The organism is Devosia sp., assembly GCF_035944845.1.
GTDB lineage: Bacteria > Pseudomonadota > Alphaproteobacteria > Rhizobiales > Devosiaceae > Devosia_A.
This window is the reverse complement of sequence record NZ_DASZAW010000004.1, coordinates 43,078-63,589: the sequence shown is the minus strand read 5'-3', so window position 1 is coordinate 63,589 and position 20,512 is coordinate 43,078. Positions and strand designations below refer to the sequence as shown.

The 20,512-nt window shown below is 65.7% G+C and carries 23 protein-coding genes; 12 read left to right on the top strand and 11 right to left on the bottom strand.

The genetic code is table 11. From position 1 onward, the window contains the following. Positions 1-34 precede the first annotated feature (34 nt). Positions 35-322: a 50S ribosomal protein L28 gene (rpmB, locus tag VGV07_RS00805; protein ID WP_326866770.1), complete on the top strand. Its 288-nt coding sequence runs from the start codon at positions 35-37 to the stop codon at positions 320-322. 255 nt (positions 323-577) lie between these two features. Continuing rightward, a complete protein-coding gene (locus VGV07_RS00800; RefSeq protein WP_326866768.1) occupies positions 578-1,264 on the top strand; it encodes a queuosine precursor transporter in 687 nt (228 codons plus the stop codon). A 57-nt stretch (positions 1,265-1,321) separates the two neighbouring features. Here the strand turns inward: VGV07_RS00800 and VGV07_RS00795 are convergent, their stop codons facing one another. The 7 genes from VGV07_RS00795 to VGV07_RS00765 form a co-directional block, all read right to left on the bottom strand. Then, positions 1,322-1,693 carry a nuclear transport factor 2 family protein gene (locus VGV07_RS00795; RefSeq protein WP_326866767.1) on the bottom strand — a complete coding sequence of 124 codons (372 nt, stop codon included), beginning with the start codon at positions 1,691-1,693 and terminating at the stop codon, positions 1,322-1,324. A gap of 13 nt (positions 1,694-1,706) precedes the next feature. Next, entirely contained in the window at positions 1,707-2,738 is a 1,032-nt protein-coding gene (locus tag VGV07_RS00790) for an esterase-like activity of phytase family protein (protein ID WP_326866766.1), read from the bottom strand. Further along, positions 2,735-4,624, bottom strand: a complete 1,890-nt coding sequence (gene cobT / locus VGV07_RS00785) for a cobaltochelatase subunit CobT (protein WP_326866765.1) — start codon at positions 4,622-4,624, stop codon at positions 2,735-2,737. The genes VGV07_RS00790 and cobT overlap by 4 nt, the downstream gene beginning before the upstream one ends. 11 nt (positions 4,625-4,635) lie before the next feature. Then, positions 4,636-5,373 (bottom strand): class I SAM-dependent methyltransferase, encoded by a 738-nt coding sequence (locus tag VGV07_RS00780; protein WP_326866764.1) that lies wholly within the window; start codon positions 5,371-5,373, stop codon positions 4,636-4,638. Positions 5,374-5,488: 115 nt separating this feature from the next. Then, positions 5,489-6,466: a cobaltochelatase subunit CobS gene (gene cobS / locus VGV07_RS00775; protein ID WP_291312636.1), complete on the bottom strand. Its 978-nt coding sequence runs from the start codon at positions 6,464-6,466 to the stop codon at positions 5,489-5,491. A gap of 209 nt (positions 6,467-6,675) precedes the next feature. Beyond that, entirely contained in the window at positions 6,676-7,260 is a 585-nt protein-coding gene (locus VGV07_RS00770; protein WP_326866763.1) for a GNAT family N-acetyltransferase, read from the bottom strand. 9 nt (positions 7,261-7,269) lie between these two features. Continuing rightward, entirely contained in the window at positions 7,270-7,911 is a 642-nt protein-coding gene (locus tag VGV07_RS00765; RefSeq protein WP_326866762.1) for a J domain-containing protein, read from the bottom strand. A gap of 51 nt (positions 7,912-7,962) precedes the next feature. Here VGV07_RS00765 and VGV07_RS00760 point away from each other — a divergent pair, with 51 nt between their 5' ends. Next, positions 7,963-8,229, top strand: coding sequence for a BolA family protein (locus tag VGV07_RS00760; RefSeq protein WP_326866761.1), 267 nt, complete (start codon positions 7,963-7,965; stop codon positions 8,227-8,229). Positions 8,230-8,405: 176 nt separating this feature from the next. Then, complete coding sequence (locus tag VGV07_RS00755; protein WP_326866759.1) at positions 8,406-9,458, top strand: OmpA family protein; 1,053 nt, start codon at positions 8,406-8,408, stop codon at positions 9,456-9,458. 6 nt (positions 9,459-9,464) lie between these two features. On the opposite strand, the gene VGV07_RS00750 is transcribed toward VGV07_RS00755, so the two are convergent. Continuing rightward, a complete protein-coding gene (locus VGV07_RS00750) occupies positions 9,465-10,307 on the bottom strand; it encodes a 5'-3' exonuclease (RefSeq protein WP_326866757.1) in 843 nt (280 codons plus the stop codon). A 204-nt stretch (positions 10,308-10,511) separates the two neighbouring features. Between VGV07_RS00750 and VGV07_RS00745 the strand changes: the two genes are divergently transcribed. Then, positions 10,512-12,023 carry an FAD-dependent monooxygenase gene (locus VGV07_RS00745; protein WP_326866756.1) on the top strand — a complete coding sequence of 504 codons (1,512 nt, stop codon included), beginning with the start codon at positions 10,512-10,514 and terminating at the stop codon, positions 12,021-12,023. Positions 12,024-12,202: 179 nt separating this feature from the next. Here the strand turns inward: VGV07_RS00745 and aroB are convergent, their stop codons facing one another. Together aroB and VGV07_RS00735 are read right to left on the bottom strand one after the other, a co-directional pair. Beyond that, entirely contained in the window at positions 12,203-13,321 is a 1,119-nt protein-coding gene (gene aroB, locus VGV07_RS00740) for a 3-dehydroquinate synthase (RefSeq protein ID WP_326866755.1), read from the bottom strand. Then, complete coding sequence (locus VGV07_RS00735; protein WP_326866754.1) at positions 13,314-13,907, bottom strand: shikimate kinase; 594 nt, start codon at positions 13,905-13,907, stop codon at positions 13,314-13,316. The genes aroB and VGV07_RS00735 overlap by 8 nt, the downstream gene beginning before the upstream one ends. 145 nt (positions 13,908-14,052) lie before the next feature. Between VGV07_RS00735 and VGV07_RS00730 the strand changes: the two genes are divergently transcribed. Next, complete coding sequence (locus VGV07_RS00730; RefSeq protein WP_326866773.1) at positions 14,053-14,364, top strand: hypothetical protein; 312 nt, start codon at positions 14,053-14,055, stop codon at positions 14,362-14,364. After that, positions 14,361-15,275 carry a site-specific tyrosine recombinase XerD gene (locus VGV07_RS00725; protein WP_326866753.1) on the top strand — a complete coding sequence of 305 codons (915 nt, stop codon included), beginning with the start codon at positions 14,361-14,363 and terminating at the stop codon, positions 15,273-15,275. Before VGV07_RS00730 ends, VGV07_RS00725 begins: the two co-directional genes overlap by 4 nt. A 44-nt stretch (positions 15,276-15,319) precedes the next feature. On the opposite strand, the gene VGV07_RS00720 is transcribed toward VGV07_RS00725, so the two are convergent. Then, complete coding sequence (locus VGV07_RS00720) at positions 15,320-15,697, bottom strand: hypothetical protein (protein ID WP_326866752.1); 378 nt, start codon at positions 15,695-15,697, stop codon at positions 15,320-15,322. 162 nt (positions 15,698-15,859) lie between these two features. Between VGV07_RS00720 and VGV07_RS00715 the strand changes: the two genes are divergently transcribed. The 5 genes from VGV07_RS00715 to VGV07_RS00695 all read left to right on the top strand — a co-directional run bounded on the left by VGV07_RS00715 (position 15,860) and on the right by VGV07_RS00695 (position 20,507). Further along, on the top strand, positions 15,860-16,819 hold the full coding sequence (locus VGV07_RS00715) for an acetyl-CoA carboxylase carboxyltransferase subunit alpha (RefSeq protein ID WP_326866751.1): 960 nt from the start codon (positions 15,860-15,862) through the stop codon (positions 16,817-16,819). A 126-nt stretch (positions 16,820-16,945) separates the two neighbouring features. Further along, entirely contained in the window at positions 16,946-17,974 is a 1,029-nt protein-coding gene (locus tag VGV07_RS00710) for a murein L,D-transpeptidase family protein (protein WP_326866750.1), read from the top strand. 41 nt (positions 17,975-18,015) lie between these two features. Continuing rightward, a complete protein-coding gene (locus VGV07_RS00705; protein ID WP_326866749.1) occupies positions 18,016-18,771 on the top strand; it encodes a murein L,D-transpeptidase family protein in 756 nt (251 codons plus the stop codon). Beyond that, positions 18,744-19,349, top strand: coding sequence for a hypothetical protein (locus VGV07_RS00700; RefSeq protein WP_326866748.1), 606 nt, complete (start codon positions 18,744-18,746; stop codon positions 19,347-19,349). The genes VGV07_RS00705 and VGV07_RS00700 overlap by 28 nt, the downstream gene beginning before the upstream one ends. A 252-nt stretch (positions 19,350-19,601) precedes the next feature. Then, entirely contained in the window at positions 19,602-20,507 is a 906-nt protein-coding gene (locus tag VGV07_RS00695; protein ID WP_326866747.1) for a DMT family transporter, read from the top strand. The last annotated feature ends 5 nt before the right edge of the window (positions 20,508-20,512 follow it).

The following is a 20,512-nucleotide window of genomic DNA, read 5'->3' as shown; positions in this document are numbered from 1 at the left end:
TCCCCCGCCGAGGGCCTTTTGACAGGATACTCCAATGGCTCGCCGCTGCGAACTCACCGGTAAGGGCGTGATGACCGGGAACAAGGTGAGCCATGCGCTCAACCGTACCCGTCGCCGCTTCCTCCCCAACCTCCTCAACGTTTCGCTGCTGTCCGATACGCTCGGCCGCACCGTGAAGCTCCGGATTTCGGCGAACGCGCTGCGTTCGGTCGAGCACCGCGGTGGCCTCGATGCGTTCCTGCTCAAGGCAGATGACGCCGAGCTGTCGCCCGTCGCGCTTGCCGTGAAGAAGGAAGTCCGCGCCGCTCTCGCGACGGCGTAAGCGTCCTGCCTTTCAGTTTTCGCCGCGCGTCCCGAAAGGGGCGCGCGGTTTGTTTTGAGGACGATTTCTCATACATCACCGGTGTCATCCCCGCGAAAGCGGGGATCTCCGTTTAGGATCGTGCCCGTCGCACGAAAACAGAGGTTCCCGCTTTCGCGGGAATGACACCGAGTCTAGAACGTCACCTAGAGCGTAAAGCTCTAACCCTCCGCCCCGGTCTGATGCCGGTCAGCGGCTACCATAGAGGTGCAGGATATGCTCGCTCGCTTCGTCGCGGCCATTGCCGCCATGGTCGTGGTCATCACCGCGTCCAACATTCTCGTGCTCTACCCGGTCGATGCGACGCTCGGACCGGTCGATCTCAAGGATCTCCTCACCTGGGGCGCCTTCACCTACCCGTTCGCCTTCCTCGTTACCGACCTCACCAACCGCTATGATGGCGCCGCCCGGGCGCGTCTGGTGGTGCTGGTCGGCTTCATCGTCGCGGTGGCGCTGTCGTTCTACCTGAGCTTCAACCCGCTGCCCTGGAACCTTGGCGGCTCGCCGGCGACAACGGCGCGCATCGCCACGGCATCGGTTACGGCGTTCCTTATCGGGCAGCTGCTCGACATCTCGGTGTTCTCGCGCCTCAGGGCGAGCCGGAACTGGTTCCTGCCGCCGCTGGTCGGCTCGCTTGTCGGCTCGCTCCTCGATACGGCGATCTTCTTTTCCATTGCCTTCGCACCGGCCTTCGGCTTCGTCGACGGCCTTTATGGCGCCCAGGACGGTTCGCTCGGTTTTCCGGCGCCGTTCCTCAGCCTCGGGGCCGAGGTGCCGCTGTGGTTCTCGCTGGCGGCCGGTGACTTCCTGGTGAAGTTCCTCGCGGCGCTGCTGCTGCTCGCGCCCTATCGCGCGCTGATGGGCAAGTTGATGCCGCTGCCGCCGCTGCAGGCTGCGGCCTAGCGCGCTTCGCGATTGAGCAGGGTCGACCCGCGCCGGCACCAAAGCTCTTCGTGCGCCCTAGTCCGGCCAGCCGCTCAGGTGCTCGTGGACGATCCACCAGCGATGGTCCACGCGGTTGAGCACCGTGGTGCCGCGGCCGGAGCCGGAGATCGACTTGCCGTCGGCAAGCGTCTCCCAGTTGAAGCGGTAGATGCAGGCGGCGGCGCTGTCGCCCTCGGCGATCCATTCGAGCTGGTCGAGCCAGTAGTGCTCATCGGGGCCCATCGCGCTCCAGGTCGCCTCGAACGCGGCGCGGATGGCGGAGATGCCGCGATGCGTGCCGCTCGAGAACCAGAATGTGGCGTCCGGCGCGATGAGCTCGGTCAGCAGGTCGAAATCCTGGCGGTTGATGCGGTCAGCGTAGGCCTGAAGCACGTCTCTTGCCGACATCCCGTCCTCCTCATCACTCCGGCAGGCTGAACTCCAGCAGCAGGTTGCGTTCCCAGTCGTTGAAGTTGTTGTCCGACACCAGGGTGATGCGGGTGGTGCCATCGGGTGCCGTGTGGACGGCGAGGGCTTCCATGTTGTCGATGTCGCCGCCGGCGGCATGCAACAGCTGCTCACCTTTCATGTGGGCGCCCGCCTTTACTTCGGCGGCCGGGATGCGGACCAGCCGCATCTGGAAGGCGAGGAGCGCGATGCCGCGCTCGAGCACCAGCAGGTCGCCGTTCGGCATGAAGGCGCAGTCGGTCGGGTTGGTGCCGTCGCCCGAGATGTAGCTCAGCGGGCCCTTGTCGTTCTGCCCGAGAAGATAGGCCGAGTGCTGGCCATCATCGTCGATGATGCCCTCGGTCAGGAGCAGCGTCGAGCCTGATATGGGCGAGGTGGCGGGGGCGATGCAGACGGCCTCCAGCGTCTCGTTGGTGCGGGTGTCGGTCAGCCATCTGGGGATGTTGACCTCGCGGGCGGCGCCGTGCGGCACGCCGTCGACCAGTGCAAAATCGGCCACGCGGGTAAGGTTCTCGAAGCCGACACGCACGGCGCTCGGCTTGCCGTCGCGCTCGATCACCGCCAGCGCTTCTGCGTCGCGCGAATAGGCGCGTGGCAACTCCTTGCCCTTGGAATTCTGGATCGGCTCGACCTTGACGCCGATCAGCCCCATCGGCCGCGCCGCTTCGTCGTAGAGCAGCTGCCCGGAAACGAAGTTGCCGCGGTCCGAGACCATCACCAGGCGCCCGTCGGGCCCGGTGAAGCCGAGGCCGGAGAGGCCGCCGAAGGTGTCGGTCTGGCTCTGCATCTCAATGCCGCCACGCCAGATGAGGCCCTGGACGCGCTGGCCGATGCCCGCTGACGCGAAGGTCGAGAGCGGCACAGAGGTGACCGTCTCGTCGTCGGCCCGAACCCCCAGCCCGCCCGCCACCAGCAGGGCGGCGCCTGCGCTTGCGATCAGCAGTGCCGCTCCGGCGAGACGCGAGGCACGCCGTGCAGCGATCATCCGTAACGGCTCTTGCGGAAGGCGCCCGGAGCTTCCTCGTCGAACAGCGAGGCGAGTTCGTCGGTGAGCGCCCCGGCCAGTTCTTCGGCATCGAGCAGCGTCACGGCGCGCCGGTAATAGCGGGTGACGTCGTGGCCGATGCCGACCGCGACCAGTTGCACGGAAGAGCGGGTCTCGATGTCTTCGATCACCTGGCGCAAGTGGGCCTCGAGATAGTTGCCGGCGTTGACGCTCTGAGTCGAATCGTCGACCGGCGCGCCATCGGAGATCACCATCAGGATGCGGCGATTTTCGGACCGGGCGAGCAGGCGTTTGTGCGCCCATTGCAGGGCTTCGCCGTCGATGTTCTCCTTCAGCAACCCCTCGCGCATCATCAGGCCGAGATTGCGCCGGGCGTGCCGCCAGGGCTCATCGGCCGCCTTGTAGATGATGTGGCGGATGTCGTTGACGCGGCCGGGATTGGGCGGACGACCCGCCTCGAGCCAGGCCTCGCGGCTCTTGCCGCCCTTCCAGGCGCGGGTGGTGAAGCCGAGGATTTCGACCTTGACGCCGCAGCGCTCGAGGGTGCGGGCGAGAATGTCGCCGCAGATCGCCGCAATGGTGATCGGGCGGCCGCGCATCGAGCCGGAATTGTCGAGCAGCAGCGTCACCACGGTGTCGCGGAAATCGGTGTCGCGCTCGACCTTGAAGCTCAGCGCCTGCAGCGGATCGGTGACCACGCGGGTCAAACGCGCCGTATCGAGCAGGCCTTCCTCGAGATCGAACTCCCAGCTGCGGTTCTGCTGCGCCATCAGCCGGCGCTGCAGCTTGTTGGCGAGCCGCGCCACGGCGCCGGCGAGGTTCTCGAGCTGCTTGTCGAGCAGTGCACGCAACTGGTCGAGCTCTTCGGGCGGGCAGAGATCGGGAGCCCGCACCACCTCGTCGAACTTCTGGGTGAAGATCTTATAGTTGAAGACGTTCTGGAACTCTTTGGCGTTGGCGCCGGGCGGCGGCGGATTGGGCTGATCCTCGCCCGACTCGGAGCTGTCGTCCTCGTCGGTCTCGGAGAAATCCATCTCCGCGCCTTCGACTTCGCCTTCCTGCTCCGATTGACCAGGGGTCTGGTCCTCGTCGGCCTCGGCGTCCTCGCTCTCCCCCTCGCCCTGCTCGGGGTTCTTCTCATCGTCCTGGCCGCGCTCGGGTTCCTGGTCGTCGCCCTGTTCGCTGTCGTCGCTCTTGCCGTCATCGAGATCGCTGTCGGGCACGAGGCTCAGGTCGCGCAGCAGCTGCCGGGTGGCGCGGCTGAACAGCTCCTGATCCTCGAACTTGGTGAGGAGCGTCGTCAGCGAATTGCCGGCGCGCTCCTCGATTTCCTTCTTCCACAGCTCGACGATGGCATTGCCGGAGGGCGGAATGGAAACGCCGGCGACGCGTTCGCGCAGGATCAACCCGAGCGCCTCCGCCAAGGGGGCATCGGCCTTGTCGCTGACCTCGGCGAAGTTCTGGCGGAACAGCCGATCTTCCAGCATTTCGTGGATATTGCCGGTCATGCCGGGCATGCGGATGCAGCCCAGCGCCTCGACCCGGGCCTGCTCCAGCGCATCATAGGCAGCGCGGGCTTCCGGTTCGGCCGGGGCGCGCTTGCGATGCGTGTCAGGGTCGTGGCTGGCGAGCCGCATCGCCATGGCGTCGCCCTGGCCGCGAGCAATGGCGATGTCGCGCAGCGTCGGCAGGCGCGGCAGGTTGGCGAGCCGTGCTTTGTCGGCGGTGAGGATGGGGCGATCGGCCGAAAAGCTCACCTCGAGGTCACGCTTGCCACCAATGGCGCGCACCGCGGCGCCCATCGCCGATTTGAACGGGGCGGTGGTGTCGGGCTTGTTCTGCTTGGAGCGCGGCGGAGGGGCCATCAGAGTTCTCGTTAGCGAGGCTTGGTCAGGGACATCAGCAAGAACATCGGGCGGGTCAGCTCGGTGGCGCGCCATTCGGGATGGGCGTCGAACTGTTCGTCCGAAGGTTTCCATTCGTTGACGGCACGGTATGCGAAGCCGGCGCCAATCAGGATGTTCAGCATGGTGCCGATGGTGCGGTGATACTTGACGATGCCGTCGACGATCCAGTTGGTGACGCGACGGCCTTCGACCAGGTAGTCGGCAATGGCAAAGGCCTGCCGGCCGTCAGCGGCGGTGACCCATTCGGGTTCGGCGCGCGCCGCATAGATCGGGTGTTCAACCGAGAAGGCCATTTGGCCCCCCGGTGCGAGTGCGGCGTACAGCATGGCGCTGATGCGACCGAAGTCCTCGACATAGTGCAGCGCCATGGAGCTGACGATCAGGTCGGCGCTAGCGGGCGGCAGCACCAACTCGTCGAGGTTGCCGCGCCGATAGCTGACGGACGGATTGCTGGTCTCGGCCAGGGCCCGGGCCAGCATCTTCTCGCTGAGATCGATGCCGAGCACCGAAGCCGCGCCGGCGTCGCCAAGCCAGCGGCTCAACTGGCCGAAACCGCAGCCCAGATCGACGACGCGCTTGCCGGCGATTTCCGGCAGCAGGGCGCGCAAGGCCGGCCACTCGCTCGTGGCCTCGAGGCCATCGCGCGAGCGGGGGAACTGGCTGTACCCGGCAAGGAATTTCGGGTCGTCGTAGATGTTCTGGGCCAAGTCGTCCGTCCCGGCTAAAGCGCCCGCCGTTTCAACGAAACGCCGAAACGCTCTAGATCACTGATTTGGCACGCTTTCGAACCGGAAAAGTCGGCAACTTCTGCTGAAAGCGCTGTTAGGCGGTCACCGCCAGGTTGGCAGCCGATTCCGGCAGGTCTTCGCCGAACACGCGCTGGTAGAACTCTGCCACCACGGGGCGCTCGAGTTCGTCGCACTTGTTGAGGAAGGTCAGCCGGAAGGCGAAGCCGACATCGCCGAAGATCTCGGCGTTTTCGGCCCAGGTGATCACCGTACGCGGGCTCATCACCGTCGACAGGTCGCCGTTGATAAAGGCCTGGCGGGTCAGATCGGCCAGCCGGACCATGTTGTTGACGGTCTTCTTGCCCTTCTCGCCGGTATAGGTCTTGGCCTTGGCGAGGACGATCCCGACTTCCTTGTCGTGCGGCAGGTAGTTCAGCGTGGTGACGATCGACCAGCGGTCCATCTGGCCCTGGTTGATCTGCTGGGTGCCGTGATAGAGGCCCGACGTGTCGCCGAGGCCAATGGTGTTGGTGGTGGCGAACAGCCGGAAAGCCGGGTGCGGGGTGATGACACGGTTCTGGTCGAGCAGGGTCAGCCGGCCCTGGGTCTCGAGCACGCGCTGGATCACGAACATCACGTCCGGGCGGCCGGCATCGTACTCGTCGAACACCAGCGCGATGTTGTTCTGCACCGCCCAGGGCAGGATGCCATCACGGAACTCGGTGATCTGCTTGCCGTCCTTCAAGACGATCGCGTCCTTGCCGACGAGATCGATACGCGAGACGTGGGCGTCGAGGTTGACGCGCACCAGCGGCCAGTTCAGGCGCGCCGCGACCTGCTCGATATGCGTCGACTTGCCGGTGCCGTGGTAGCCCTGCACCATGACGCGGCGATTGAAGGCAAAGCCTGCAAGGATGGCCAGCGTGGTGTTGCGGTCGAACAGGTAGTCCGGATCCAGCGGCGGCACATGCGGATCGGTTTCCGCATAGCCCATCACCTTCATGTCGCTGTCGATGCCAAAGGTTTCGCGGACGGAATATTGCTTGTTCGGCAGATTGTTGAATTCAGGCATTTCACGAGGCTCGCGGAAGGAAATAGGTCAAGACGGCTGCCTTGGCGGTTGCCGGCTCTATAGCAGCATCGGGTGCGGCGCGGTAGGGCTCGACGACAATCGGACGACGGGCTGCCGGATCGCTGTCGTGACGGCTTTCTTCGCAGCGGCGGGGACTTCGCTGCTCGTCATTGTCGGCGCAAATGCGGCCATAACAAATATTCATCCGGTCATGGTCGGGCGTGAGCAGCGCGCCAGGCAGCGGCGGGCAGAGCGTAGATCGCCGCTTCGAAGGTTTCGTTCCCGTCGGCAAGCGTCGCATAGTGGTCGAGGGAGAGGCCGATCCGCTGCATCACCGCAATGCTGCGCCGGTTCGGCACGTCGGCTACCGAGATGACGCGAGGTGCATCGAGCACCTCGAAGGCGTAGCCCATCCAGGCTGTCGCGGCCTCGCTGGCGTAACCGCGACCCCAGAATTGCCGCGCCAGCCGCCAACCGATCTCGAGATCGTCGGGATACCAGGGCTCGACGGAAAGCCCGCACATGCCGAGGAACACACCGTCCGCTGCACGTTCGACCGCGACCTTGCCTACCCCGGTGGTCGCGAATGAACGTTGCGCCGCACTGGCGATCGTGTCGGAATCGGCGCGGCTGAGGGCGTGACCGCCCAGGTATCGCATGACCTCCAGATCGGCGTTGAGCGCCGCATAGTGTGGCAGGTCGGCTTCGAGGAAGGTCCTAAGCTTCAGCCGCTCGGTGCACAGGATGACGCGACCGTCCCAGACCGGCTGCCCCTCAGCTGTTCCCTCGCCCATCACCGGCCCTCAGCGCGCGACGAAGCCCTTCGACTTGAGGTGAGCGTAGGCTGCGATGATGGCCCGTAGCCGGTCCTCGGAGCTCTTGTCGCCACCATTGGCGTCGGGGTGGTGCACCTTCACCAACGCCTTGTAGGCAGCCTTGATCTCATCGGACTTGGCGTAGCCCTTGAAACCGAGGGTCTCGAACGAACGGCGGTCCTGCTCGTGCAGGGGCTTGACCCGCTCCTGCTGCGGCTCGCGCTTCTGGTGGCGGGCGTAGCGGGCAAACACCCCGAACGGGTCGTTGACGCGTTTTGCCGTCGGGTCACGCGGGGCGCCGCGCGGCATGCGCGGCCCGGTGCCGGCGCCCGGCTTGGCGCCGAAACCCCAGCTCGGGCGGCCATCGGTTTCCTTCTCGGCATGCAGGTGGTTTTCCATCTCCTCGGGCTTCATGCCCGCAAAGAAGTTGAACACCTGGTTGTAGTGGCGCACGTGCTCGAGGCAGAAATGGTGGTATTGGCCGATGGCGCGATTGCCCTTGGGTGCCTTGTAGAGGCCAGGCTGGTCGCACCCCTCCCATCCGCAGGCCGGAACTTCGGGCTGCGCTTCGGGTTCCGGGTGCCGAGATCGGATCCGGATGCGGTCAAAATACTTGGAATCCAGCTTCATCAATCCTAGTTACGGGGCCTCGGCCACGCCTCAAACTGAACCGGTATCCATATGTCCGTTCGCGACACGATTGCAGAAAAACTTTCGGTCAAATTCGCTCCGACCCATCTTGAAGTGATTGACGAGAGCGAGAAACATAGAGGGCACGGTGGTTATCGGGAGGGCGGCGAGACGCATTTCCGGGTCCGGATCGCTTCACCGCTGTTCACGGGACAGTCACGCCTCGCACAGCATCGTGCCGTGATGGAGGCGCTCGACGCCGAGCTCAAGGCCGGTGTCCATGCGTTGGCCGTCGAGATTGTGGCCTCGACGCACTGATCTTCTCTGTTCGGTTTGGATGCGGCAGATATGGGTGCAACTGCCCGATGCTGCAACCGGCGCTTTGCTTTGCGGCCAAAGCCGGGCGAAGCCGTGGCAGCTTGCCGCTTTGTCTCCGAACTATCGCCCAAGGCGTTGCCTAGCACTGATCCTCGCAGACAGATGTGGAGGGCGACATGTCCACTTTGAAGACGGCGGTCCTCGCGGCCGCCTTTGCGCTATGCGCAGTACCCGGTGCCTTCGCCGCGGGCAGCAGCCTGCAGTTGATCATCGGCGGCGAGGCCTATGACGGGCCGCCGAAGTTCGAGGTGACGTTCGACGGCAAGGTGCTGGGCGAGGGGGCGGTGAACGCCGCCATCGACACGGCGACCACTGGCCGCTTCGCCGACGCCGAAGACAAGACGCCCTACGTGCAGGCCTTCGACTTCGATATCCCCGAAGAGCTGTTCAAGCCCGGTGGTGAAGTCCGCGTGCGGCTGGTGAACGAGGCCTATGGCGGTGACGGCTCCAACCGCGACCGCAACCTCTATCTCGCGGCAGTAGCGGTGAATGGCCGGGCTGTGACGGTGTCGGGGCTATCGACCCAGGGCACCACCGCCAATACCGAGAACGAGTTGCTGGGCGAATTCCTGGTGCTGAAGGACGGCAATGTCGAAGGCGTCTCGCGGGCGCCGACCGGCGGCTGGCCGCTGCCCGACGCCACCATCGCTGCAGCGCAACCGGTGGTGGAGCCGGTGACGACGGAAGTTGCGGCGGTGGCCGAGGAGCCTGCCGCGGCTCCGGCAGTGAAGGCGCCAGCCGCGGTAACTGCCCTGAAATTGCCGGAGGCGGCCAAGGCCGACAAACCGCTCGCCACTGCAAGCCTCGCTGCGGCGGAGCCAGCAGGCGCCGCGAGCCCCAGCTGCAACCGCGATGAACTCTACAACGTCGTCGGCTTCAACGAGAGCTCGAACGACCTGACGCCCAGGCTGATGCAGCGGCTCGACCAGATCGTTGCCGATATCGGGGAGCAGAAGTGCAAGGTGCTGGTCACCGGCTACTCGAGCCGCGCCGGCAACCACGCCACCAATGCGCTGTTCGCCATCGAGCGGGCGCAGAACGTGCTCGCCTATCTCAAGCAGGCCGGGTTGAAGTTCGAAAAGGTCTCGGCCACCGGCGCCGGCGCCACCGAGCAGTTCGGAGATACGTTCTACGCCAACCGTCGGGTGGTGATCTCGGTTGCGCCGTAAGCCAAGCTACATCTTGTCGGCCAGCTGCTGCAGCCGGTCGGCAAGGTTATTCAGCTCCCAGTCGCGGGCGAGCGCCGCGGCCTTGCCCCAGGTCGGCCTGGCGTCGGGAATGGGCCCGAGCGGCGCATCCGTCACCATGGTGGCGATGCGCTTATAGAGTCTCAGGTCATCGGCCTGGGTGGGGAAGCGGTTGTCGGCGATCATCGCTTCGAGATCGGGGTAACGCTGCAACAGGCTGGCCGCCGTGGCCTCGCCGACCCCCTTGGCGCCGGGAATCTTGTCGGACGGGTCGCCGCGCAGCGCGATGAAATCGGGGACCTGGCGCGGCTCGACCTTGTAGCGCTCACGCACACCGGCAGGGTCGATACGGGCAATCTCGCCCCCCTTGATCGGCGCGAGAATGGTGGTTCGCTCCGAGGCCAGTTGGTAAGCGTCGCGGTCGCTGGTGGCGACCAGGGCGGTGCCGCCGGAGGCTTCTTCCATCGCCACGGCGGTGGCGAGGAAATCGTCCGCCTCGAAGCGGCCGGCCTTGCCAAAGACGAAGCCGCACGCGGTGACCATCTCTGGCAGGACCTCGAGTTGCTCGACGATTTCGTCCTCGAAGATGCGGCCGCCTTGATAGGGGGCGAACTCAAGGGCTCGCCAGTTGGGTTCGGCCAGCGTGTCCCAGCCGACCACCACGGCGCGCGGTTGCTCGGCTTCGTGCAGCCGGATCAGGTAGTTGGTGAAGCCGACTATGGCGCCGCCGCCGCGATCGCCGGCCCGACGCACCGTCTTGGGCAAGGCGTGATAGGCGCGGTGGGCGAACGAGTCGCCGTCGATGACGAGCAACGGGCGGCGATCGGACATGGCTTTTCCTCGGCGATGGTCGCGCAGCACGAATCGATGCCGGCGCGTGAGCGCATTCAGGCGGCAGAATACATGTCGGAGGAAGCCGGCGTAGCGCGATCTCGCCCTCCGCCCATACTGATATGTAGCGCAGAAGGGGCTTGCTTCAAGACCCCGGCCATCCCGTAAAAGGCGTGTCCTCGTCCCTCAGAACGGAGACAACAGATGCGTAGATCCGAACATCAGGTGCTCATTGCCGGTGGTGGCCCGACCGGCTTGATGCTGGCCGGTGAACTGGCGCTGGCCGGCATCGACGCAGCGGTCGTCGAGCGCCGGCAGAGCCGCGAGGTGGTTGGAGCGCGCGCCGGGGGGCTCCATCCCCGGACGCTCGAAATCTTCGACCAGCGTGGCATCGGCGAGCGGTTTCTCGCCGAAGGGCAGGTGGCGCAGGCGGTGGGATTTGCCGGCGTCCGCCTCGACCTCAGCGGCTTTCCGACGCGCCATCCCTATACGCTTGGCCTGTGGCAGAACCATATCGAGCGGATCCTCGGCGGCTGGGTCGACGAGTTGGACGTGACGGTCTATCGCGGCACCGAGGTCATCGGCTTTACCCAGACCGATGCCGGTGTCGACGTGGCGCTCGGCGATGGTGAGACGATGCGGGCGCAGTATCTCGTCGGCTGCGACGGCGGGCGGAGCCTGGTCCGCAAGGCCGCCGGCATAGAATTCCCCGGGTCCGAGCCCACCACCAGCAACCTGATTGCCGAAGCCGAAATGGCCGAGGAGCCGCCGGAACTGGGAATTCGCCGCGATGCCACCGGCATCCACTCGATCGGACGCGCCGAGTATGAAATCCGCGACGGCCAGATCATCTTCGCGAAAAGCGGTCCGGTGCGGGTGCTGGTGACCGAGCGGGAGGTGGGCAAGAGCGGCGAGCCGACGCTGGACGAGGTGAAAGAGGTGCTGATCGGTGTCTACGGCACCGACTACGGCATCCACAGCCCGACGTCGATCACTCGCTTCACCGATGCGGCGCGACAGGCCGCCGCCTATCGGCACGGGCGCGTGCTGGTGGCGGGCGACGCGGCGCACATCCATCCGCCCGATGGCGGCATGGGGTTGCAGACCGGGGTGCAGGATGCGGTGAACCTTGGCTGGAAGCTGGCGCAGGTGATCAAGGGGAACGCGCCCGAGAGCCTGCTCGACAGCTATCATGACGAGCGACACCCGGTGGGCGCCAAGGTGTTGCGTTACACCATGGCGGCGGTGGCGCTGCGCCGCGAGGACGACCGCACCAAGGCGTTGCGTCAGACGATGGCCGACCTGCTTGAGCTCGATGAGCCACGTCGGCATGTTGCTGCAGACCTCACCGGGCTCGGCATCCACTACGATCTCGGCGAGGGCCACCCGTTGCTGGGGCGCCGCATGCCGGACCTCGACATCGAGACCGCCAGCGGCCGGCAGCGGGTGTCCGACCTGTTGCACGCGGCGCGGCCGGTGCTGCTCAACCTTGCTGCGCCAGGCACCCTCAAGCTCGCACCATGGGCGGATCGGGTCGAAGTGGTGGATGCGACATCTGCCGGGCCGTGGGCGTTGCCGGCGATGGGTTCGGTCACAGCGCCGGCGGCCCTGCTGATCCGGCCCGACGGCTATGTGGCCTGGGTCGGGGACGAGTCAGGACAAGGGCTGGCGGAGGCGCTTGCCATGTGGTTCGGGCCCGGAACGCCTCACGGATGAACTGGACGCCTGCGGCCATCGCCTCCGTCCCCCTTGAGGCCAACTCAAGCTGACGGCGTCTTCGATGCCTTCTTCCGACACCAGAAAATAGAAACCATCGCCCCTCGCTCGATAGCATCCAGAACTGTTCGCGATGTCTCCGGTCCATACACCCACAAGGGGGAGGGGAGGCGACGGAGTTAGTGGTGGTTCCTGACCGCTTCTAGGTAGGCGCGCACGGTGGCCGGGTCGACGTTCTTTTCAATGAAGGCCCGGCCGATGCCATGGGTGAGGATGAAGGTGAGGGCGCCGCGCACTACCTTCTTGTCCTGGGCAATTGCATTCATCAGGTAGTCGGTGTCGGGCAGTTCGCCTGGAATGTCGTTGATATGGGTCGGCAGGCCCGCAGCGCCGAGGTGCTGGGCGATGCGTCCGGTATCCTGGCTTGGAGCGAGGCCCAGGCTGGCCGAGAACCCGTGCGCCAGCACCATGCCGATGGCAACGCCTTCGCCGTGCAGCAGGCGATCGGAATAGCCGGTCGCCGATTCGAGTGCGTGGCCGAAGGTATGGCCGAGATTGAGCAGGGCGCGGACCCCGGTTTCCTTCTCGTCTTCCAGAACGAAACGGGTCTTGGCGGCGCAGCAGCGCGCCACCATCTCGCCGCGCAACGCGGCGTTGCCAGCAAAGATGTCGCGGCGGTTGTCCTCGAGCCAGAAGTAGAACGGCTCGTCGTCGATCAGCCCGTACTTCACCACCTCGGCATAGCCGGCGGCGAGCTGGCGTGGCGGCAGGGTGTCGAGGGCATCGAGGTCGGCGAGCACCAGCCGGGGCTGATGGAAAGCGCCGATAAGGTTCTTGCCGTGCGGCGAGTTGATGCCGGTCTTGCCGCCGACGGAGCTATCGACCTGCGCCAGCAGCGAGGTCGGCACCTGGACGAAATCCATGCCGCGCCGGGCAATGGCCGCGGCAAAGCCGGCGAGATCGCCGATGACGCCGCCACCCAGCGCGATGATCAGGTCACCACGCTCGAGCCGCGCCGCGAGAATGGCGTCGACGGTTTCGCCCAGTCGAGCGAAGGATTTCGTGCCCTCGCCATTGGGCAGCACGACGGTCGCATACTTCACCTCGGCTGCATCGAGCGAGGCGGTGAGCCGGGGCAGTTGTGCGATGGCGACTTCGGTGTCGGTGACGATGCCGAAGCGGCGGCCGGGGAACTTCGCCTTGAGCAGGGCGCCGGCATTGTCGATCAGCCCATTGCCGATGAGGATGTCGTAGGCGCGCTCGCCCAGCGGGACGTGGACCTTGGTCGGCTCAGTCATTGCTCTGCTCGGCGGTCAAATGTGCCAACACGGCATCGATCACTTCGCTCGCCACCTGATCCTGCGGCACGTCGCGCGAGACGATGGTGACGTCGGCCTCGGCATAGACCGGATAGCGCACCTCGATCAGCTTCTGCAGCGTCTCGCGCGGATTGGCGGTCTTCAGCAGCGGCCGGTTGGAGCGGCGGGAAACGCGCTGGAACAACAGCTCGAAATCGGCCTTGATCCAGACCGAGATCGCCGCGTCCTTCACCAGAGCGCGAGTCTCGGGGTTGATGAAGGCGCCACCGCCAGTGCCCAGCACGATGTTGTGGTCCTTCAGCAGCCGGGCGATCACCTTGACCTCGCCGGCGCGGAAATCGGCTTCGCCGTGGGTGCGAAAGATGTCCTCGATGGTCATGCCGGCGGCCTTCTCCACCTCCTCGTCGCTGTCGACGAAGTGGCGGCCGAGCCGGGCGGCGAGGCGGCGGCCAACGGTGGTCTTGCCGGCGCCCATCATGCCGATCAGGACGATCGGGCGGCGCCCGAGGAGCCGTTGCAGATCCTCGCGCCGGTCGTCGCGGGTGGTCGTGCCGTCGCGTGACATCGCATTTCCCTGTTCGGGCGGTTTGAACCGTTAGGGCGGCATAAAGTCAATGCCCGCTATGGTCGGAGCGCTATGGTTAGCGCGCCCTTGATCGCATCCGGCAAACAGGGGACACTGACCCGTAGCGTGACAAAAGCGGATTGCCATGCCGACTCTCATACGCCTGATCGTCATCCTGCTGGTCCTGGTCGGGCTTGGCTACGGCGCCATGTTCGCGCTCGTCGCGATGGTGCAGCCGCGCGACAAGGAAGTCACCGTCCGCATCCCGGCGCGCGATCTGGTGCCATCGGCACAGCGCGACCCGCTGGTGCGGCGCGAGATCAACACCACGCGCCAGCCCGAGGCGCCGGCGACGACGCCACCGGCCGCCGAGGCGCCGGCGCTGTCGGTCGAACCGACCACCGAGGTCCCTGCCGACGACGGTGAGGTGGTGACGCGGCAGCAGGGGATCGAATGAGCGGCGGCCATCTGGTCGACGCGTTCCTCGAGATGATGAGCGCCGAGCGCGGCGCGGCCAGGAACACGATCGAGGCCTACCGCCGCGACCTCGGCGACTATGTCGGGTTCCTGGCGCGCCGTGGCACAGGGCCGACTGCGGCCGGGCGTCAGCAGGTGACGGAATACCTGGCCTTTCTCGAAGCCGAGGGGATCGCCGCCTCCTCAAGTGCGCGCAAACTCTCGGCGATCCGGCAGTTCCACAAGTTCCTCGCCGCCGATGCGATACGCGGCGACGACCCGACGCGAATCATCGCTTCGCCCAAGGCGCGTCGGAGCCTGCCCAAAGTGCTGTCGATTGCCGAGATCGATCGGCTGCTCGGTCTTGCGGAAGCCGAAATCGAGGCGCCGGAGGCGAGTGACGCCAAGCGCGCCATGGCGGGGCGGCTCTACCTGCTGCTCGAACTGCTCTATGCTACCGGGATGCGCGTCTCGGAACTGGTGGAGCTGAAACGCGCCGCGGTGATGCGCGACGCGAGCTTCCTCACGGTGCGCGGCAAGGGCGGCAAGGAACGGATCGTGCCGCTCACCGATCGGGCGCGCGACGCGGTGAAGGCTTACCTGACGCGGCTCGAGCCAGGCATCTGGCTGTTCCCGGCCGGCGGCGAGAGCGGCCACCTCAGCCGGCAGGTATTTGCGCGTGAACTGAAGGGCCTGGCCGGGCGGGCGGGAATTTCGGCGGCTCGAGTGTCGCCGCATGTGCTGCGGCACGCCTTTGCCAGCCATCTGCTGGCGGGTGGAGCGGACCTGAGGGTGGTGCAGACGCTGCTCGGGCATTCCGACATCTCGACCACGCAGATTTACACCCACGTACTCGACGAGAAGCTGAAGTCGCTGGTGGAAGCGCACCATCCGCTGGCGGGGCAGGACTAGGCTTCGCCGGGCGCGTTGACCGCAGCGCCCACGGGCGATCGAGCTTACCCACGTTTCCGCTCGGTCATCCCATCCAGTCGCAGCAGCAACTCGTCCAGCGCTCGCAGTACGTCGCTCATCAGTATCGGCTTTGCCGGCGCGGCAGCCGGGACATCCTTCCAGGTCGCGCGCAACTCGTTGAGACGATCCTTGCGGCGACGGCGGGCGGCCTTGGCTTCGGCGAGGGTGCGGCGGGTCGCCTGATCCGAGGCGTCCAACGTGAACAGCTTCTCGCAGTGCGGACACCAGGCGGCGCCATCGGGGCGTACCAGCTTGGCGTTCTCGAGGAACTGGCCGCTGCAATGTGGGCAGCCGACGCTCACCAGCGCATAGGTCGTCATGGTCGAAGTGCGGTTCCGGTCGTTCGCGCCAAGCGTTGTCATGAAAGCGTCATTCAATGGTTAATGCGGCATGACGCGGCTGTGGAACGCGGACCGTGCACTCACCAGTCGCCCGGTCCGCGCTTGACTCAACCGGGTCGCATCGCCACTTTCCGGCCACTTTGGGGCGCGAGTTGACGCCCTCTCCATAAACTGGCGGGTTGGATGCAGTCCTATCTCGATTTCGAAAAGCCGGTCGCCGATCTCGAAGGCAAGATCGCCGAACTCAAATCCCTCGCCACGTCCGACCAGGCCGTGTCCATCGATGAAGAGGTGACGCGCCTGTCGGCGCGGGCCGACGAGGCGCTTGTCGATATCTACAAGAAGCTCAGTCCGTGGCAGAAGACGCAGGTGGCGCGCCATCCGCAGCGCCCGCATTTCTCGGACTACATCAAGTCGCTGATCTCCGAGTGGACGCCGCTCGCCGGAGACCGCAAGTTCGCTGAGGATCCGGCGCTGCAGGCCGGCTTTGGTCGTTTCAACGGGCAGCCGGTGGCGATCCTCGGACAGGAAAAGGGCTCCAACACCGAGAGCCGGCTGAAGCACAATTTCGGCATGGCGCGGCCGGAGGGCTATCGCAAGGCCGTGCGCATCATGGATATGGCCGACCGCTTCGACATCCCGTTGGTTTCGTTCGTCGATACTGCGGGCGCGTATCCCGGCATCGGCGCCGAGGAGCGCGGCCAGGCCGAGGCGATTGCGCGCTCGACCGAACGTTGCCTCGAGTTGGGTATTCCCAACCTCGCGATCATCATCGGCGAGGGCGGCTCGGGCGGCGCCATTGCCATCGCCACGGCCAACCGCGTGCTGATGCTCGAAAACGCCATCTATTCGGTGATCTCGCCGGAACCGGGCGCAGCGATTCTGTTCCGCGACGCGGCGCGCGCTCCCGACATGGCGGCAGCGCAGAAGATCACCGCGCCGGACTTGCTGTCGCTCGGCGTGATCGACGGCATCATCCCGGAGCCGGCCGGCGGGGCGCATCGCCATCATGCAGAGGTGATGGCCTCGACCGCCAAGGCCATTACGCAGTTCCTGACCGACTTCCCGGGCACACGCGGCCGACTGGAGGTTCGCGAACACAGGCGCGACAAATTCCTCGCCATCGGGACCAATTTGGGTTGATCGCCGCCCGGGGGCGAGGCATGAAGCCAATAGTAAACGGGCTGTTAACCAGGTCGGAATACCACTTGGTAACTGTCCGCTCGTAACCCGATTGTTCGGGCAGACAAGCATTTCGGGTACCTGACTTTGGGCAGAACGCTTCGTTCCATCCTTCTCGTCGGCGCCGCCATCAGCGTGGCCGCGCTGCTGGCTGGCTGTGGTGGGCTGAAGCCGGGCAACGCCAAGGCGATGGCGCCCTTGAAGCAGGAGACGATCAGCCGGCTTGCCGGACTTGGATCGTCCCCCAGTGCGGCGATGATGGTCCGCATTTTCAAGGAGAGCTCGGAGCTCGAGGTCTGGAAGCAGACGGCCAACGGCAGCTACAAGCTGTTCAAGAGCTACGAGATCTGCGCCTGGTCGGGTGTGCTCGGCCCCAAGATCAAGGAAGGCGACCGGCAGTCGCCCGAGGGATTCTATACGGTCACCCCGGGCCTGATGAACCCGAACTCCAATTATTATCTCGCCTTCAACACCGGCTTTCCCAACAAGTTCGATCGCGCCTATGGCCGTACCGGTTCGGACCTGATGGTGCATGGCGATTGCTCGTCGCGCGGCTGCTACTCGATGACCGACGAGTCGATCGCCGAGATCTACGCGCTGGCGCGCGAAAGCTTCAAGGGCGGGAACGCGTCGTTCCAGCTGCAGATCTATCCATTCCGCATGTCGGCGCAGAACCTTGCCAAGCATGCCGACAACCCGAACATGAGCTTCTGGAAGGACATCAAGGAAGGCTATGACCGCTTCGAGATCTCGAAGGCGCCGGTCTCCTGGGATGTCTGCAACAAGGAATATGTGTTCGATGTGCCCGGCGGCACGGCGCTCGACGCACTGGGCAGTTGCCCGGTGACGGTGGCGCAGAATGTGCCGGCGACGGTGAAGGCCAAGGCGGCTGCCGACGATGCGGCGATGGCGCAGGAGGTTGCCAACCTCGCCAACAAGGCGGCCAAGGAGGCGGCCGAGGCGCAGAAGGCGGCTGACGAGCGCGCTGCGGCCAAGGCGCGGGGCGAGGCGATCGGCAGTTTCTTCGGGGGCATGTTCGGCGGCGAAGCGGAGCCCGGGGTGGTCGACCCGAGCAAGGTAGCGCCAGTTCCGCTGCCACGGCTGCCGCGGGCCTAGCTCGGCACCTTGCGATGCGATCCCGTCGCTCCCATGTTGGCATGGTCATCGCGATCGGGGTTTTGCTCCTCTCGGTGCTGCTGGTCGGGCGCTTCATGCTCACCGAACGAGTGGGAGTTCGCGATATCGCCACCGAGCGCGTCCATGACCGCACGCAATTGGTTGCCGAGCTGACCGAAGCCGGGTTTGCGCTTGGCGACGCGGCGCATATCCGCATCTTCAAGCGCGAGCACAAGCTGGAGCTGTGGCTCAGGCGGGCTGACGGGCGCTTTGCGCTGTTCCGCGACTACGACATCTGCAAATTCTCGGGTGAGCTCGGCCCCAAGCTCAAGGAAGGCGACAAGCAAGCGCCCGAAGGTTTCTACCGGGTGGCGACGAGCCAGTTGAACCCCAATTCGCGCCATCACCTGAGCTTCAACCTCGGCTTCCCCAATGCTTTCGATCGGCAACTGGGCCGCACCGGTTCGGCATTGATGGTGCATGGCGGCTGCTCGTCGGTCGGCTGCTATGCCATCACCGATGCCAATGTCGACGAGGTCTATGCGGTGGTCGAAGCAGCGCTGAACAATGGCCAGGACGCAGTCGACGTGCACGTCTTCCCGTTCCGCATGACCGCCACGGCGCTGGCCGCCGAGGGCGGTAACACCTGGGCGCCGTTCTGGCGTAATCTCAAGGCCGGCTACGACTTGTTCGAGGCCGCGGGCCGCCCGCCCAAGGTCGGAGCCTGTCGAGGCGAGTATCGCTTCGGCGCAGATGCGGAGGGGCCGGAATGCGCCGTTATCGCCGCCTGGTCCTGATCGACCGGCTGATCCCGTTCCTTGCCGCCATCGTCGGGCTCGTGGCACTGGCCGGGGCTGTCGCGGTGCAGCTCAATACCGATGCCAAGACCAAGGCGGTGGCCGAGGCCGTGGCGGCGCTCCGCAGTTCGGTCGATGAACTGGGCAAACGAGCGGAGGCAGCGGCGGCGCCCGTCGACGATGGCACGGCGGCGGGCCTGCTGGCTCTGCAGGACCGGATGGTGAAGCTCGAGGGTGAATGGACGGCACAACAGGCCGCCGCAGCGGCGGCTCCCGCCGCTCTGCCGGGAGCCCCGGATGCAAGCACGGCGACGGCCGAGATCGACCCGAACCTGCCGACCACCGACTGCATCCCGCTGGGCACCCGCTTCATGGTGACGCCGGGCGAGAGCTACCCGATCTGCCAGTCGAAGGCGGTGATCAAGACCGGATTGATCACAGCCGACACGGTGACCATGGACGGCGTCGGCCAGGTGGTGGAAACCGGCTTCGGTTCCATTGCCGGCACCAGCTGCACGGTGATGGTGTTCTCTGCCGATGAGGCCGGCTTTGCCGAAGTGCGGGTAACCTGCACTTAAGGTTTGGGCTTCAGCGGCCAGTACACGGGCCTCTCAGTGCCGCCTCCCTCCCCCTTGAGGGGAGGGATTGAGGGAGGGGGTGGTGCAGTCGGCACCGAGGTTCCCCTCGCCACCCCCACCCCCCGCCCCTCCCCTCAAGGGGGAGGGGAGCAGATCGCGGCTCAGAAATGCTGCAAGTTTGCGGGTGCGTGCGCTCGGTCGACCGGCTAGAGCTAGCGCCGGGCGTTCGCCCCACACCACCTCGAGTCCATCGTGTCTTCACCTGCCGCCATGTCAGCGCATCAGTCCGCCTCGCTCAAGCGCATGGCGCTGGGGATCTTCGCCTACACGCTGTTCTCGGTGCACGATGCGCTGGTGAAGGCGGTGATCATCGCGCTGCCGGTGGTGCAGATCCTGTTCGTGCGCAGCCTCGTGGTCACGCTGATCTGCCTTGCCATCGGGCGGCGCCAGTTGGTGCTCGATCTCATCAGATCCGGCAACAAGCCGATGCTGCTGCTGCGCGCCGTGCTGACGCTGGCGGCCTGGTGCATGTACTACTCGGCTGGCCGCGAGCTGCAGCTCGCCGAGATGACGACGCTCTACTATTTCGCCCCGGTGCTGACCATCGTCCTGGCGGTGATGTTCTTGAAGGAACAACTGACGCTGGCGCGGGTCGGCGCCTCGGCCATCGGCTTTTTCGGCGTGCTGGTCGCCAGCAATCCGACCGGGCTGAGCTTCGGGCTGCCGGCGCTGATGGTACTGGGGGCGGCGTTCTTCTGGTCGGTGGCGATGATCCTGATGCGCACCATCTCGAGAACCGAGAGTTCGATGGTGCTGATCTTCTCGCTCAACCTGCTCTACACCTTGGTGATGGGGGTGGCGTCGATCCCGTTCTGGACTGCCATGGACCCCTTGCAGATCGCCATTGTGGTGGCGACCGGCATTGTCGGCGGCACGGCGCAGTATGTGCTGGTGGAGGCGGCGCGCCTGGTGCCGGCAAGCGTCCTCGGCACCGTCGAGTATTTTGCCCTGATCTGGAGCTTCGTGTTCGGCTTCCTGTTTTGGGGCGAGCAGCCCGCCGAGGTGGTGTTCCTCGGCGCGGCGCTGGTAATCGTCGCGGGGCTGGTGCTCGCCTGGAGCGAACGGCGACCGCGACGACCGGTGGTGGATATGCCTTAGGCAGC